Source organism: Anabaena sp. CCY 9910 (genome assembly GCF_963920875.1).
GTDB classification, from domain to species: Bacteria; Cyanobacteriota; Cyanobacteriia; order Cyanobacteriales; family Nostocaceae; genus Trichormus; species Trichormus variabilis.
Window position 1 is genome coordinate 31,523 of the sequence record NZ_CAWUDJ010000024.1, and the last position, 16,183, is coordinate 47,705.

Annotated in this window: 9 protein-coding genes and 1 pseudogene; 7 read left to right on the forward strand and 3 right to left on the reverse strand. The window is 42.3% G+C overall.

What is annotated here, in order from left to right; genetic code table 11:
• Positions 1-181: 181 nt before the first annotated feature.
• Positions 182-1,516 (reverse strand): PrsW family glutamic-type intramembrane protease, encoded by a 1,335-nt coding sequence (locus tag ACM5QX_RS17755; protein ID WP_414754734.1) that lies wholly within the window; start codon positions 1,514-1,516, stop codon positions 182-184.
• A gap of 1,114 nt (positions 1,517-2,630) precedes the next feature.
• Here ACM5QX_RS17755 and ACM5QX_RS17760 point away from each other — a divergent pair.
• The 5 genes and pseudogenes from ACM5QX_RS17760 to ACM5QX_RS17780 all read left to right on the forward strand — a co-directional run bounded on the left by ACM5QX_RS17760 (position 2,631) and on the right by ACM5QX_RS17780 (position 6,491).
• Entirely contained in the window at positions 2,631-3,041 is a 411-nt protein-coding gene (locus ACM5QX_RS17760; RefSeq protein WP_414754735.1) for a hypothetical protein, read from the forward strand.
• Between the two features lie 115 nt (positions 3,042-3,156).
• Complete coding sequence (locus tag ACM5QX_RS17765) at positions 3,157-4,560, forward strand: hypothetical protein (protein ID WP_414754736.1); 1,404 nt, start codon at positions 3,157-3,159, stop codon at positions 4,558-4,560.
• A gap of 14 nt (positions 4,561-4,574) precedes the next feature.
• Positions 4,575-4,757 carry a hypothetical protein gene (locus tag ACM5QX_RS17770; protein WP_414754737.1) on the forward strand — a complete coding sequence of 61 codons (183 nt, stop codon included), beginning with the start codon at positions 4,575-4,577 and terminating at the stop codon, positions 4,755-4,757.
• 96 nt (positions 4,758-4,853) lie between these two features.
• Positions 4,854-5,618: pseudogene (locus ACM5QX_RS17775) on the forward strand (class II aldolase/adducin family protein); the annotation flags it as partial.
• An 84-nt stretch (positions 5,619-5,702) separates the two neighbouring features.
• Positions 5,703-6,491 (forward strand): SDR family oxidoreductase, encoded by a 789-nt coding sequence (locus tag ACM5QX_RS17780; protein WP_414754738.1) that lies wholly within the window; start codon positions 5,703-5,705, stop codon positions 6,489-6,491.
• 337 nt (positions 6,492-6,828) lie between these two features.
• Here ACM5QX_RS17780 and ACM5QX_RS17785 read toward each other — a convergent pair whose 3' ends face one another.
• Positions 6,829-7,197 (reverse strand): KGG domain-containing protein, encoded by a 369-nt coding sequence (locus tag ACM5QX_RS17785; protein WP_414754739.1) that lies wholly within the window; start codon positions 7,195-7,197, stop codon positions 6,829-6,831.
• A 621-nt stretch (positions 7,198-7,818) separates the two neighbouring features.
• Between ACM5QX_RS17785 and ligA the strand changes: the two genes are divergently transcribed.
• The gene (gene ligA / locus ACM5QX_RS17790; protein ID WP_414754740.1) at positions 7,819-9,849 is read left to right on the forward strand and encodes an NAD-dependent DNA ligase LigA; all 2,031 of its coding nucleotides are present in this window, start codon (positions 7,819-7,821) and stop codon (positions 9,847-9,849) included.
• Between the two features lie 951 nt (positions 9,850-10,800).
• Positions 10,801-15,000, forward strand: a complete 4,200-nt coding sequence (locus tag ACM5QX_RS17795; RefSeq protein WP_414754741.1) for a chemotaxis protein CheB — start codon at positions 10,801-10,803, stop codon at positions 14,998-15,000.
• A 46-nt stretch (positions 15,001-15,046) separates the two neighbouring features.
• Here the strand turns inward: ACM5QX_RS17795 and ACM5QX_RS17800 are convergent, their stop codons facing one another.
• On the reverse strand, positions 15,047-16,009 hold the full coding sequence (locus ACM5QX_RS17800; RefSeq protein ID WP_414754742.1) for a phosphatase PAP2 family protein: 963 nt from the start codon (positions 16,007-16,009) through the stop codon (positions 15,047-15,049).
• Positions 16,010-16,183 lie beyond the last annotated feature (174 nt).

Below are 16,183 nucleotides of genomic sequence, written 5' to 3' on the forward strand. Positions count from 1 at the left end.
TCGGATTTTTTAGTTTTTGAGTGTTAGATTTTTAGGCACAAAAAAACACCATACTGTAACCATAAGCTGATGCAAAAATTAGCGCAATCTACCTTAAGACAGAGAAACGAACTTCGGCAAAGATTTAGGTGTGAGCGCCCAGTAGAACGCTCAGTTGAGTTATCAAGCCGTACTCAGGACTCTATTTAGGATCAAGAAAACGAGTGGCAAAATTTTGCGATCGCGTTGGTGATAAAGCTCTGGCTTTCAGAATCGCTGCCATCAAGAAAGCATAAGACAAAACCCCAACAACAACTAAGAGCAAATTATTACTGTGTCCGGCTGTATTCCATAAAGCGTGGAGTGCGGCGGCACTGAGGTAACCAACTGCGAGAATCTGTTTAGCATGACGGGGTTTGAGAGCAGCTAAACCGATGAAATATCCCAAATAACCACTATAAGCCATGTGGCCTGCTGGCAAGCCTAAGATGCGAGCAATCAAGACTTGTAAACCCGCTTCTGTACCTGCTTGTAAGGACGCGGCTGGTACATATTGTCCCAGAGTTTCCAATAAGGTAAAGCCTACAGCCGAAGCAGTTCCCAAGAGAATACCATCCAAAGGTTCCCAAACACCGACACGTTCTCGCCAAGCGGGTGGTAGTCCCAAAGCAATTAGATATACTCCCAATATGGGCAAAGCTTTGAGTAATTCTTCCATTAAGCCAGCCCCAAAAAAGTACCCCACAAATAATTCTGTGAGGCTGCTGACAGGCTGATCTATGGGTGGTACGCTACCAGGAAGGACTTCCCGAAAAATGAAAATAAATAAATTTAATAAAGGACTGAGCAAAATCAGGGTTGTACTCAAGGCTGCACCAACTAACACCCACCAAGGTTTAGGCTTGCCGCAAAGTTGGTAAATAAAATAGTAAGCAGCCAAAGCTATATAAGTTGCGACGATTACTTGATTGGCTTGTGGCCTACCCACCGTCGCAAACATCAACACCACAAATACTACTGTCAGTATTCCGGGGACAAGATAAGCTTTGCGTGTTAAATCCTTACCAGTAGAAATAATCGGAAACAGCTGGGTGAAGCTCACCGAATCTGGTTTGGGGGGGTGCTTGGCTGAGGGTAGGGGTGCAACTTGGTTGGTGATGATTGTCGGTTGGGGAGCGACTGCATACTCAAACAGGAATTGTGGCCCATCAGCACCCAAAGAAATGCGATCGCCTGCGTGTAACTCCTGACATCCGTACAAGCGTTGACCATTTAAATAAGTACCGTTGGCACTATTCAAATCACAAAGTACCCAGCTAAATTTGCTATCTACAGATGAAGCAACGGGACGAACCACAGCATGACGACGGGATACCATCCGATACATCATGGCATCTAAAACAACTTGGCAGCTGGGGTCACGTCCAATTACCACTTCTTTACTGGTAAGCGAGTAGCGAGATTCTGACCCAAATGCTGCTCCGTTACCAGACACTAGCCGCAGAAAAGCATTATGTCTTGCGTTTTTGCCTGTCATCGAGTAGGTCTTTCCAAACTAATTCATAAAAAATGCCTGGGCTTCGGCGTTAACCTCAGCCACACTAACAGCAGCATTGCTAAATACACTATAGCTCTACTCTCTGTGAATAAATTTAAAATTCACTCATGCAAAATTTAAAATTCTTTCTCCTCATTGTGACAAGTATTCTCACCGCAAAAAGTATTTTTTGTATCTTATTTATTAGATATATGAGTTCTGGAAATCCGGTAATTAATTAAAAGTACAGCTATTGAACATATATTTAGTAATATTTACCGCTTTTTTATATATAGGAATAAAATTCCCACTTGGCATATTAATTAGGACTTATCCACAAAGATTTTCTGTTGAGATTGGGTGTAAGCGGTGAAAGCTTGCGCCGTAATCCTTGGTTCAATAGGTATGGTTAGGGTTTTTAACTCCTGAAGTTCCTACATCCCACATCCCTTGATGTTTATTTTTTAAATTGTTATGACTTATTTTCTGTTATGGGATGAGTATTTGATTTCTGAAATATATGTATGGTAGCTACTGCGCCCTTAAGGATTTCCCTGCTGGAAGCAAGTGGCGTTAGGCAATGCCCACCCTACAGATACTTAGATATTTATACGCAAGCGTAGGCTACGCCAACAATAATCAAATCGGCTTCCTATGCTTACTGGGTATTCATGAAAACTGAAAATCTTGTATTTTGTCTTTTAAGTGTATTTTTCAGATCGAATAAATTCTGTAAAAACACCGTAAAAATAAAGATTTTATGTCCTAAAAATTTGATAAATATACAGAAATTACAGACAATCAGGGAAAATATTCACCTGTTAAATAGCTGAATTCGTTGATGACAAATACACCTACAATAGCTATAATGTATATTCAGAAGATATAACAGACAGTTAAATATATGAATTTACATCTTATGAATTTTTGGCAAAAATTAGAGGTTAGTATTTTACTTAAACAACCGTAGTTCTCCCGCTACGGTTATTTTTTTGCTAAAAGACAAAAAGAAATCACGATTGTATCTTGAATTTAACAATTTCCCGTGATTTTACCGCGCCAAAAAATAAGTTTTATGAATACAAAGAAAATATAGTTATTCAATTTATATCTGATGTTTTTAAAACCATTTAGCGGCTTAATGGTAATTGCCTCATTGTCATTGAGTGGAATAGCAATTACCGACGGTGGGCGGAGCGCTATCGCCGAAACCAAGAATAATAATTTTTATCTTCAAGTAGGCGCAGATCAACGAGGTTTTCCCATTGCTTTAGATTTGGCATCTATCAGTGGGACTAACTTTACTCTTGTCCAACAACATGGCGAAGGTATAGCTAAAAGAAGGCTTCATGCAGCTTGTAGTCAAGGTAGATTATTTACTAAAAAGTTTTCCCTCTACGCTGCTAATGGTAAGTTAACCAGCGAAGATAAAACCGAGCAGGAAATTTTTCCTAAGCCAAAAACTGCTGATGCTGCTTCTATGGAAATTGTTTGTCGAGTAGCAAATAATCGTCAAAAAAATTAATTTTCGATTACTAATCACTATAGTCCCAGACTTGTTCGATAAGTCTGGGATTTTTGTTTGAAACTTTTGTGATGTTTCAGAAGTCTGATGTTTCAAATTATGTGAAAAACCAACAATGTCTTCTACTAGTCAGGGCGTTCCAGGTTTGCCCGATTTGACCCATCCAACAGAGCTAATTCAGCTTGGGTCGCAATTAATTACAGCTTCTCTATTATTAGTATTTTTGGTCATAGCTTTGGGAATTGCGATCGCTCTGATGAGTTTCGCTTTGCGACACAATTCGTCACAACAAACTATTTTTATTGGTGAATGGGCTATTCGCTATGCCCAAATCTTGCGGGGATTGCAACACTTAACCTTAGTATTAATCTTATTGGTGGGAGGATTTTTTCTCTCTGCTACCTTAAGTAATCGTTATCACCACTGGGAACAGGCAAAAATTGCCCAAGTAGTCCAAAGCGTTTCTGGGGATAAATTAGAACAAATTGCGCCGCAAGTGCGCTATGTCACCCAAGAACCATATACTTACACAACTCAAGTTAATGGCAAAATAGTCAAGGTCAATGATACGCAACAGGTAAGCCGCTTACTATCCTTGGCAGGCTCGCAAATTCAGGTAAAGTTGGAACAAAGTACCGATGTACAAGGACGTAGTGCGGTTTATCGTGCAGACTACACTGCTGATTACAAAGTAGTCAACCGCCTCAAGGATATTAATAATTTCTTCTTTGAAATACAGCCGCCCAATGGCTACTCATTACTATCTAACTATAAAGTAGAGCGCGATCGCACCAGGTTAGAAACGGTCAATCCAGGGAATTATAGCTTTGCCTTTCGTTTGGAACCAGGACAAGAAACCAGTTTTCGCGTTACTTATCAGGCGCAAGGAGGGCCGCGCTGGGTTTACAATAGCGCCGGACAGCTATTATCTAATTTTCGCCTGACAGCGATAGCCAACTTTGCTGGGGCTGATTTTGCCAGTGGTATCGTACCTAAGGATAGGAAAGCTGATGGACGCAGCACTCAATATACTTGGATATTTGATGATAATGTTTCTGTGAAAAACCCATTTGGGGTATTCACCAATACAAACCCTATCCGCCAAACAGGCATTATTCCCCGTTTATTATTGTTAGCACCAGCATTATTTTTGTGGTGGATCTTATTGCTATATTTATCTCTACCGATGAGTTTAACAAACGTAGCGATCGCCAGTGGTATCTACTTTGCTTGCTTGTTGACCTTAACCTACTTGAGCCGCTTTATGGATGCTCAATTAGCATGGACGATGATTTCCCTTGTCCTACTTACCTTAACTTGGGGCTTGGGTTCTACTCGTAGTGCTGCTTTGGCTGCCATCATTTGTACCATCGCTGGGGCAATAGTACCAGTATTGGCGTTATTAGTACCATACAGTGGTCTGACCTTGAGTGTTGCAGGTTTACTGTCTGTGATTTGGTTGGCGGTGCGTCACTGGTATAACTGGGATATCTCGCAACCAGAGGATAGTAAAAGTTAATTAAAATCTGGTGTTTGGGGGTTCCATCAGGTTCTAAAACACCGATTCACGATGATTGCTTGGGCGTTGATTTTTTATGCAAAGGTAGTCAAGGTGAAACACTCTACAGCAGGGTAGATGGTGGTAATTTAGAAAGATACGCAGAATTAGAAGTAGTGGAAGTGCGATCGCTACAACCAGATGATAAGAGGGTATGATTCCTGCTGTCACAACTACATCTGGGAGTCTATCTATCTCTATCTATGTCTTACGGTATTTGTTAATAAACGTTAGCAAAAAAGTATCCGAAAAAGAAAATGTCCGTATTTAGTAGACCCCTACCCCCCGTATTTAACAGCATTGAAGAGGAACGCCTACACCGTAAACAGCGTCTAGCAGCAGCTTTTCGCCTGTTTGGCAAGTTTGGCTTCAGCGAAGGAATTGCAGGTCACATCACAGCTCGTGACCCGGAATTTACAGACCACTTTTGGGTAAATCCCTTAGGGAAGTATTTTGGACACATTCGAGTTTCTGACTTGGTATTGGTGAATCGAGATGGTGATGTGGTCAAAGGCGACGCACTCATAAATCAAGCTGCTTTCGCTATCCATTCCCAAATTCATGAAGCTCGTCCGGATGTCGTTGCGGCGGCTCATGCTCACTCAATTTATGGTAAAGCTTGGTCTAGTTTAGGTCGTCTACTCGACCCTTTAACCCAAGATGCTTGCGCTTTTTACGAAGACCACGCCTTGCTGGATGACTATACAGGGGTCGTTTTAGAAACTTCTGAAGGTAAACGACTGGCTGAAACCTTAGGTAATAACAAAGCGCTGATTCTGCGGAATCATGGCATTCTCACTGTAGGACATACAGTAGATGAAGCAGCATTTTGGTACATTAGCCTAGAGCGTTCTTGCCAAGCTCAACTACTAGCGGAAGCTGCGGGTCAACCTAAAATAATTGGCCATGAAACCGCACGTTTAACCCATAGTCAAGTAGGGGAACCGAAAGCAGGTTGGTTTAGTTTCCAGCCTCTTTACGATAGAATCGTCCGAGAAGAACCTGAGTTGTTTGATTAGGCACTAGAAATAAATCAATTCACAATTAAAAATAGCCTACGGGTAGACTTACACCTACCTACATATTTAAGAAAAATTATACCTATGGATTTGCAACTCAGGGGCAAAGTAGCCTTAGTGACAGCAGCCAGTAAAGGATTAGGCAAAGCTACAGCATGGCAATTTGCCCGTGAGGGCGCAAAAGTGGTTATCAGTGCGCGCAGCGAGTTAGTTGAGAAAGCGGCGGCGGAAATTGCCAACGAAACTGGTGCGGAGGTATTGGCTGTGCGTGCAGATGTTACTCAACCGAGTGACATCGAACGAGTTATTAATAAGACAGTGGAAAGATTTGGCGGGTTAGATATCTTGGTGACAAACGCCGGTGGGCCACCGTCGGGTACGTTTGATGAGACGGATTTGGCAACCTGGGAAACAGCCATTAACTTAAATTTGCTCAGTGCGGTGCGTTTGGTAAAGTGCGCCTTACCTCACTTGCGTCAATCAACTGCACCCGCAATTCTCACCATCACTTCCACCTCCACTAAACAACCAGTCAAAAATCTGGTGTTATCGAACTCGATTCGTTTAGGGGTGATTGGTTTGACAAAAACTCTGTCCCAAGAATTGGGCAAAGATCAAATTCGTGTCAACAGTATTTTACCCTGCTGGACATATACAGAACGAGTGGAAGAATTAATTAATGCCCGTATGGCTAAAACTGGTCAGACGAAAGATGTAGAAATTGCTAATATTAATGCGGCTGTTCCCTTGGGACGAATGGGAAGACCAGAAGAGTTTGCTAATGTGGCGGTATTTCTTTGCTCACCTGCGGCATCATTTGTGAACGGTGTCATGCTGCAAGTAGATGGCGGACTGAATGCTGGAACTTTTTAAAATTGGTATTGGAACTTGAGATGGCAAGTTTAGTTGAGCATTAGTAATTAGTCTATGAAAAAATGACCAATGCTCAACTATAGGAATCATATTTGATTTTTGAAAATATCTAAGTATCTGTAGGGTGGGCAATGCCCACCAAAACCCTGATACTACGTATATTTCAGAAATCAAACACTAGTCCTATATAACAAAGAAACTAAGCTATTCTGCTTTTAAGTTGCGCAATCCATCACGAGGGCTGTTAAAAGTTGACAGTTAACAGTCAACTGCCCTTATTAGTAGTTATGCAATTTAGACACTCATTAGCTTATCGAGGCTTTAAATTCAACAAGAGCTATTTCTTCTTCTGGGTATTTTTATGGCTCTGCTTTCCAGCTTCAGAGTGCTGTTCTTTTGTACCGCCACGAGTTTGCTTTTCCTCGCCGCTATCTTCAATTTCTTCGGTGTTTTCGCTTTCTCCGCCGCCTTGTTTCTTGCGTCCACCACCGTGAGAATGTTTACCACCCTCACGGCCGATTTCCGCCATATGCTCTCTATCTTGGCTAACAGTTTCGCCGCCTTTGCGTCCAGCTTCACGAGCTTCTTCGGGGGTAAATTCGTGAGCAGTGCCTTTTTCGTGAGCAGCCTGTCCGCCTTTGCTGGCGATTTCACGTTGCTTATCTTCATCCATAGAAGCAAAGCCACGTTTACTTGTATCTGACATAATCTTGCTCCTTGTTACTAAGCAGATTTGTTGACTTTTCAGCAGTGAAAATCTTTATATGATTCGTTATCAATTTAGCCAAGTAATTTAGTGACCTTCATGTCCCATTAGTGGGAATAAAGTATGATTCAGCCTTAACTTTTGACATATAACCGAAGTTACTAATTTTAAGTAGCCCCACAAAAGAATTAGAGACCAGAGGCTAATATTATTGAGTAGCTGAAATGAAGAGTTATATGCTGATATCTGCGGTTATGGCTCTTATTAACCCCATTTACAAGCTGATAGTAGATTTAGTCTTCTGATTTATTACCGATTAGCCGTTAAGCTGTCGCATATTTAACTGGTACATCTTTTTGTGTTGGGTGTTAATAGTTGACAGTTAACCGTCAACCGTCAAAAAATTATACAAGTGACTATGTAATTTAAAAGCATAATGGCTTACGGATTACCTATTGCCTGCAATTTTTTGTATTAAACTGAGTAACCTAGAAATGTAGGTATTTTTTATTTAAAAGCTGAACTCAAAGACCATTAATCTAGGGTTTGGTATCCAAAGCCTGCTACTGGCAGGTTTTATCGTCTTTATATTTTATCCGCTAGGTATTTTGCAAAAGTCTAATGGTACAAACTCACTCTGAAGTCAAACGCGTAGAAGAACTACGTCGGTTGTTGCAACAAGCTAGTTATGCTTATTATGTCTTGGATGCACCCGTCATGGAGGATGCAGTTTATGACCAACTGTATCGGGAACTGCAACAACTAGAAATTCAGCATCCAGAATTAGTTACACCAGATAGTCCGACACAGCGCATCGGGGAAAGACCAGCAACACAGTTTCTCTCTGTGCGCCACAATATTCCCCTCTACAGTCTGGAGAATGCCTTTAATTTAGAAGAGTTGCAAGCTTGGGATCAACGTTGGCGGAGACAAGTAGCACCAACAGAGGCGGAATATGTGGCGGAACTGAAAATTGATGGTTCGGCGATCGCTCTCACTTACGAAAATGGTATTTTAGTCAGGGGTGCAACTAGGGGTGATGGGGTGACGGGGGAAGATATCACCCAAAATGTCCGCACTATTCGCTCCATTCCCTTGCGGTTAAGTTTTGACGATATAGAAAATATTGCCAAGGTGGAAGTCAGGGGCGAGGCTTTCTTACCTCTGGAAGTGTTTAAACAAATCAACGAAGAACGACAAAAAGCCGGGGAACAGTTATTTGCGAATCCGCGCAATGCGGCGGCTGGTACACTCAGACAGCTAGATTCAAAGATTGTAGCGCGACGACGGTTAGACTTTTTCGCCTATACCCTGCATATTTCGGGGATGGATGACGCAAGTATTACCAATACCCAATGGGAAGCCTTGGAATTGTTGCAAAAAATGGGTTTTCGGGTGAATTCCCAGCATCAACTTTGCCAGTCGCTCGCAGAAGTTGCCGATTATTATAGATATTGGGATACGGAAAGATTAAATTTGCCCTACATGACCGATGGGGTAGTATTAAAACTCAATTCCTTTAAACTCCAAGAACAGTTAGGTTTTACCCAAAGATTTCCCCGATGGGCGGTGGCGTTGAAGTATCCCGCCGAAGAAGCACCCACCCGTGTAGAAAATATTGCGGTGAATGTGGGGAGGACGGGGGCGTTAACACCATTGGCTCAAATGCGCCCGGTGCAGTTGGCGGGAACTACTGTGTCTAGGGCTACTTTACATAATAGCGATCGCATCGCTCAATTAGACATCCGCATCGGTGATACTGTCATTGTCCGCAAAGCCGGGGAAATCATCCCCGAAGTTGTCAGGGTACTCAAAGAATTGCGCCCAGTTGACACCCAACCATTTATTATGCCTACTCATTGTCCAGTCTGTGGACAGCCTGTGGTGCGGGAGACAGGGGAAGCGGTGACTCGCTGTGTGAATGCTTCCTGTGCGGCGATTCTTAAAGGCTCAATTGAACACTGGGTGAGTCGTGATGCTTTAGATATTAAAGGTGTGGGGGAAAAACTTGTACATCAGCTCGTCGATAAAGAATTGGTGCATTCCGTTGCCGACTTATATAGCTTGACAAACGAACAATTGTTTGCGTTGGAAAGAATGGGAGAAAAATCGGCACAGAAATTAATTGAGGCGATCGCTCAATCAAAAAATCAGCCTTGGTCACGAGTACTATATGGTTTGGGCATTCGTCATGTGGGTAGTGTCAATGCCCAATTATTGAGTGAAAAGTATCGCGCAGTCGCAGAATTATCGTCTGCCAAGCAGTCAGATATTGCAGGTATTTATGGCATAGGTGCTGAAATTGCCCAATCTGTTTACCAGTGGTTTCGGATTAGTGCCAATCAACGTTTAATTGAGCGTTTGCAAGCAGCAGGGTTACAATTTGCAAACACTGAAGAAATATCAGCCGTCGATAATGCTAACCTCAAATTGGTGGGTAAGACCTTTGTCATTACAGGGACTTTACCTACCTTAAAACGCGATGAAGCTAAAGCCTTAATTCAAAAAGCTGGGGGAAAAATAACGGAATCAGTTAGTAAGAAAACAGATTATTTAGTTGTGGGTGAAGATGCAGGTTCTAAGTTAGAAAAAGCGCAAACTTTAGGAATTAAACAGTTAAGTGAAGCTGAATTAATGAAAATTTTAGCGTAATACAACTTTTCATCTTAAAAATTAGTCAGACAATGTTTAGAAAGAGTAAAACTTACTAAATATTTTCTGCCAAACACCTCCTGAGAAAAGAGGGGCGACTGGATTGCGCGGGTTTTCAAGTGACAGCTTTGCCAAGTTGTCGAAAGTGATGCAGGGGCTTGAAAAACCCATTCTCTTGATAAAATATGGATGGAAATTTATGCGAAAGTAAGTGCTTACATCCGTAAGTAATTAACCAAGATTTTAGCCAGTTGCTAGCTGTGACTATTGATTTGCCAATATTATTCTTGTGGAACAGAGAAGAATCTAGGAATCCGATTTGATTATTGAAACGTTCTCAGTATCTATAGGGCGGGCAATGCCCAACGCCACTTGCGTGAATGCCGGTAAACCCGTGTAATACAATGCCCACCTTACTACATTTCAAAAATCAAATAGTAGTCTTATATTTGGGAAAATATTTAACAGTTATGCCAATATTTTCTAAAATAACCTTTTCTGGGAGTGCTGAAAATTTTTATATCTTAAGATAGATGCAATTATTTTATGAGGGAAAATACTTCTTCTAAAAATATATCTCTTTTATTTTATTTATCATCTATCAAAATGGTGTAATTATATTTAGCTAAACTAACATCAATTTGAAACAAGAGTGCAACAGTTACATACAGACATACCTTGATTGTGTTCGGCTTTCTTAATTTGGTATTCCTGCGGAGAACCCTTACCCCCACCGGGAAGCAAGCTACTCGTACCGTCTCCGACAGGAGAAAAGCATTTTGTTGGTGCACCCATGCTACCGCGTTCGCCCTTCGCGGAGCGTTCCGTAGGAAAGGCGTTCTCGAAGAGTACCCATAGGGTGTTTTGAATTTTTAATTGGTATAAAGCTGGAAATATCATACTGTAATGTCAAATAATGCAACTCTCTGACTTTTCATCAGTGTATAGATAATGAATTCAAGTCCGGCGAAAAAATCTCAATCTAATACCCCTGATGAAGAGCAGCAGGGGAATGAAAATGAATTATTTCCTATTGTGGGCATGGGGGCTTCTGCGGGAGGTTTAGAAGCATTCACAGAATTACTCAACAATTTGCCAACCGATACAGGGATGGGGTTTGTGTTGATTCAGCACTTAGTCCCAGATCAAAAAAGTCTGTTGAGTGAGATTTTGTCTCGGACAACTCAAATGCCCGTGGTAGAGGTACAAAATGGGATGGTTGTGGAACCAAATCATGTGTACGTGATTCCTCCCAATACCATGATGACAATTTCTCAAGGAACTTTGTACCTGAATCCCCGTAAGAAGACTCGCGGACAAGTGATGTCAATTGATACTTTCTTCTTTTCCTTAGCAGAGGACAGGGGAAACAAAGCTATTGCTGTGGTGTTGTCGGGGGGAGATGGCGATGGTACCAGAGGACTGGAAGCAATCAAGACGGCTGGGGGGATTACCTTTGCTGAGTGTCAGGAATCGGCAAGAGTTAGTAGTATGCCTAATACTGCTGTAGCTTCTGGTAGTGTAGACTTTATTTTGACACCACAAGCGATCGCTCAGGAATTGGCAAAAATTAGCCGTCATCCATATATCAAGCCAGCAACTCCCGACAAATCAGTGGAAATCATCCCAGAAGGTGGAAATGCTCTTTACGCAATCTTCAATCTGCTCAAAGGTGTTACAGGCGTTGATTTTAATTACTACAAGCAAACCACATTGAAGCGGCGCATCCTCCGACGGATGATTTTATATAAGTTAGAAAGCTTAGAGGATTACGTGCGTTATCTTCAGGAAAATCCGGCGGAAGTGAAAGCACTGTATCAAGATATGCTAATCACTGTCACCAATTTCTTCCGAGATCCTGAAGTCTTTGAAGCTTTAAAAACTACCGTATTTCCGCAGATTATTAGCAGGGAGCAAACTCCTGACAAACCCATTCGAGTCTGGGTAGCGGGGTGTTCCACTGGTGAGGAAGCTTACTCCATTGCTATCTGCTTACTGGAATATTTGTCTAATCAATCCATTAATACAACTGTACAGATTTTTGCTACGGATATTAATGAGGTAGCAATTGAGAAAGCGAGAATCGGTATTTACAAGCCTAGCCAAGTTTTAGATGTTTCACCAGCACGCCTACAACGCTTTTTTGTGCCGGTGGAAGGTGGTTATCAAATCAGCAAGCCAGTGCGCGAATTGTGTGTTTTTGCCAGACAAAATCTCATTAGCGAACCGCCATTCTCTCGGCTCGATTTGATTAGCTGTCGCAATGTCCTAATTTATCTAGGAGCAACCGTACAGAAAAAGTTGATTCCCATGTTCCACTATGGGCTGAAGTCAACGGGCTTTTTATTGCTAGGTACTTCAGAAACAGTAGGCGAGTTTAGCGATTTGTTTGCACTCGTTGACAGAAAGCATAAAATTTATTCTCGGAAAATGGCTCCAGCTAGATTGGGGATGGATTTATTAGCTAGTCATTATCCTACAGAACCAGCAAAACCCCAACCACCAGTCAACGAAGATGGTTGGAACGATTTACAAATGCAGAAAGAGGCTGACCGAATTGTCTTGAGTCAATATGCTCCAGTGGGTGTGATTATTGATAACGATTTGGAAATTGTCCAGTTTCGCGGACAGACTAGTGCTTATCTGCAATCACCACCCGGTAGACCCAGCTTTAATTTGCTAAAGATGGCAAAAGCAGAGTTAAGGCTAGAACTACGTACTGCTATTCATCAAGCCAAAAAGCGGGGAATTGCTGTCAAAAAAGAAGGCTTATTAATTAAAGATAATGAGCAAGTCAAGCTGATAAAATTCGATATTGTGCCGTTTAAAGCCCCAGGCAGAACAGAACGCTATTTTTTAGTCATGTTTGCAGAGATGCCAACGGCAGCAACTTCTATGTTAGGGGTGGCTGGGGATGAGACTCGGCAGCAAAAACAAGCTAATAATGCTCAGGAGATTAACCAACTCAAACAGGAGTTAGCCAGCACTAAAGAGTATTTGCAATCAATTATTGAAGAACAGCAAGCCACAAATCAAGACCTAAGAGCAGCTAACGAGGAGATTCTTTCTAGTAACGAAGAATTACAAAGCACTAACGAGGAATTAGAAACGGCTAAAGAAGAAATTCAAGCCACCAATGAAGAATTAAACACAATTAACGACGAACTACAACGGCGGAATATTGAATCCACTCAGGTCAGTAATGATTTACAAAACCTCCTTAGTAGTATAAATATTCCTATCCTCATGTTGGGCGGGGATTTGCGAATCCGGCGCTTTACCCCAACAGCAGAGAGAATCTATAACCTGATTCCTACGGATATAGGGAGACCATTAAGTGATATTAATCACAACTTAAATATTTCTGACTTAGAACAGCAAATTCAAGAAGTGATAAGCACCCTCACCTTTAAAGTGCAAGAAGTACAAGACAACGAGGGGCATTGGTATGATTTACGCATCCGTCCCTACCGGACAATGGACAACAAAATTGACGGTGCTGTTGTGGTATTGGTTGACATTGACGCGCTCAAACGCAGTGCTGAACAACTGAGAGCATCCCGCGATTATGCCGAAGCCATTGTTGATACGGTGCGGGAATCTTTGGTGGTGCTGGATCTAAATTTACGGGTAGTGCGGGCTAATCGCTCTTTCTACGAGACATTCCAGATTCAGCCTACAGAAACAGAACAACGCCTGATATTTGACGTAGGTAATGGACGATGGAATATTCCCCAATTGCGATCGCTCTTAGAAGAGATTCTTCCTAATATTGCCCCCTTCCAAGATATTGAGGTAGGGCATAACTTCGAGCAACTGGGATACAAGATTTTACGGCTCAATGCCCGAAAAATGCCCCAAATCGATGATACACAGTTAATTTTGCTGCTCATTGAAGATATCACTCAACAAAAGCAATTAGAAGCAGAACGGACTCAATTACTCGCTCAAGAACAGTCAGCCCGTGAGGCAGCTGAGACAGCCAACCGCGCCAAAGATGAGTTTTTATCAATTCTCTCCCATGAGTTGCGAAATCCCCTCAATACCATACTTGGTTGGGCTAGTTTGCTCAGCACCCACCAATTGGAAGCAGATACAGTTAAACAAGGGTTAGAAGCTATTGAGCGCAGCGCTCAAGCTCAAGCCCACCTCATCAGTGATTTGTTAGACGTTTCCCGCATTAGCTCTGGTAGACTGCGGATGGATGCCCAGCCAATTGAACTGATACCAATAATTGAAGCAGCGATCGCCGTTGTCCGTCTAGCAGCAGAAGCTAAAAACATTCACATTGAAACCCAGTTAGACCCCACACAAAAAACCATAGTAGGTGATCCAATTCGCTTACAGCAGGTGATTTGGAATTTACTTTCTAACGCCATCAAGTTCACCCCAGTCAGAGGCAGAATTGATATCACACTAGAGTACACTGACTTCCACGCGCAAATTCAAATCAGTGATACTGGTCAAGGTATCAGCCCTGACTTTCTCCCCTTTATTTTTGAACGCTTCCGCCAAGCTGATGGCAGCAGAACCCGCTCCAACACTGGTTTAGGATTAGGGCTTTCCATTGTCCGCCACTTAGTAGAACTCCACGGCGGTACAGTGGCAGCGCAAAGCCCAGGTGAAGGGCTAGGAGCAACCTTTACAATTCGCCTACCCCTACAAACTACCGAAGGCGGGACATCTGTACTTAACACCAGCGATTCCTTAGCTTCCACAAACAAAACCGAATTATCAACCGAAAACATTGCCTCTCTCGCAGGGCTGCGGGTTCTTGTGGTCGATGACGAACCAGATATACGTCTGTTATTCAAATTAGTACTGGAAGAATACGGTGTGGAAGTGGCAACAGTTGGTTCAGCCAGTGCCGCACTATCAACCCTGACGGGAAACCCCAACGGCTATGACATCCTTCTATCTGACATCGGTTTACCGGGAGAAGACGGTTATGCACTGATTCGCAATGTCAGAGCGCTGAGTCCAGAACTTGGGGGTCAGATTCCCGCCGCCGCCCTGACAGCTTATGCTGGCTATGCAGAATATGCACAGGCTTTAGCAGCAGGTTTTCAAATGCACCTTGCTAAACCCGTCGAACCATATCAATTAGTGTCTTTAGTGGCTTCCTTGGCTGTAGGGATTAGGGGGGTGTAGGGGTGTAAGGGTATAAGGGGGTAGGGAAGCTGGCAAAAATCCTAACTCAGTACTTTTCTAAGTAAACAATACAAGCAATTAACCACAATAAACCTGCTGCATAACCAGCTAACACGTCCGTAGGCCAATGTACACCTAAATAAAGCCGGCTAAAACCTATTGCCAAAATTAAAGCAGCAGTAGAGGCTAAAATCTGCTTGCGCCATTGAGGAAATTCTTTGGCTAAAACATAGCCGATATAACCATAAACGGCTGTAGAAACCATTGCATGACCACTAGGAAAACTATAGTGGATCGCATTCACTAGATAATCCCACAAGGCGGGACGCGCCCTGCCAAAAAGCTGTTTTAACAGAAAATTTAGACCTATTGCACCTACTGTAGCTATACCCAAGCCTGTTGCTTCTCGACGGCGATTGTAGCGCCAGAGATAGGAACCTAACCCGGAGGAAATTAATAAAAAGGGTAATGGCTCACCTAGAAATGTGATAGACTGCATGGTCAGATCAAGTAGGGGATTGTGCAGCCTCTGAAGCTCTAGCAAAATCCTTTCATCTAGACCATACTTAAATAACAGTCCAGCGCTAAAAGCAAAGGTAGTGGCTGTGGCTGCTCCGAGAATAACTTGAGTGTTGAGATTCTCTAATTGCGGCGGCATGATGCTTTGTGTGGACGAACCTGCAATTGGGCTGAGATTAACCAAGACGCTTCTATAGTCCAAAACAATATCTTGTAGGAGAGAGGCAATACCTTCTGGGCTAAAATTTGGATCGAAAATTACCAACACATTACCCGTGAGATGATTAGCACTCACTTGGGTAATGATATCTATCCTTAATAAGCGTAATTCGATATATCTTTGAAGCTCTTGGGAACCATGCAACCCCTTCACTTTAAATCTTGCTCTACCCTTAACAGCAGTATGTACTGCTCGAACCAAAGAGTAATCATGAGATAGATGACGATAATCATCTTGAGTTTGAGATTTCAGCGATTCCTGTAATAACATTCTGCCAGAGGACTCAAAACTATATTTTTGTCTCCTAATTCTAGCGACATTAACAATTCAAAAAGAGGGACTAATACCAATTCAAAATTCAAAATTAAGAAAGTCAGATTTGGTCTGGGTTTTAAGGTTTAGGTGTGTTAACTGATTTTGGAGAATTGGTATAAGTGTAAGGCT

What these genes read in the sequence shown, in the direction of transcription:
- ACM5QX_RS17755 (WP_414754734.1), bottom strand. Translation starts at nt 1,516, where the DNA reads ATGACAGGCAAAAACGCAAGACATAATGCTTTTCTGCGGCTAGTGTCT.
- ACM5QX_RS17760 (WP_414754735.1), top strand. Translation starts at nt 2,631, where the DNA reads ATGTTTTTAAAACCATTTAGCGGCTTAATGGTAATTGCCTCATTGTCA.
- ACM5QX_RS17765 (WP_414754736.1), top strand. Translation starts at nt 3,157, where the DNA reads ATGTCTTCTACTAGTCAGGGCGTTCCAGGTTTGCCCGATTTGACCCAT.
- ACM5QX_RS17780 (WP_414754738.1), top strand. Translation starts at nt 5,703, where the DNA reads ATGGATTTGCAACTCAGGGGCAAAGTAGCCTTAGTGACAGCAGCCAGT.
- ACM5QX_RS17785 (WP_414754739.1), bottom strand. Translation starts at nt 7,197, where the DNA reads ATGTCAGATACAAGTAAACGTGGCTTTGCTTCTATGGATGAAGATAAG.
- ligA (WP_414754740.1), top strand. Translation starts at nt 7,819, where the DNA reads ATGGTACAAACTCACTCTGAAGTCAAACGCGTAGAAGAACTACGTCGG.
- ACM5QX_RS17795 (WP_414754741.1), top strand. Translation starts at nt 10,801, where the DNA reads ATGAATTCAAGTCCGGCGAAAAAATCTCAATCTAATACCCCTGATGAA.
- ACM5QX_RS17800 (WP_414754742.1), bottom strand. Translation starts at nt 16,009, where the DNA reads ATGTTATTACAGGAATCGCTGAAATCTCAAACTCAAGATGATTATCGT.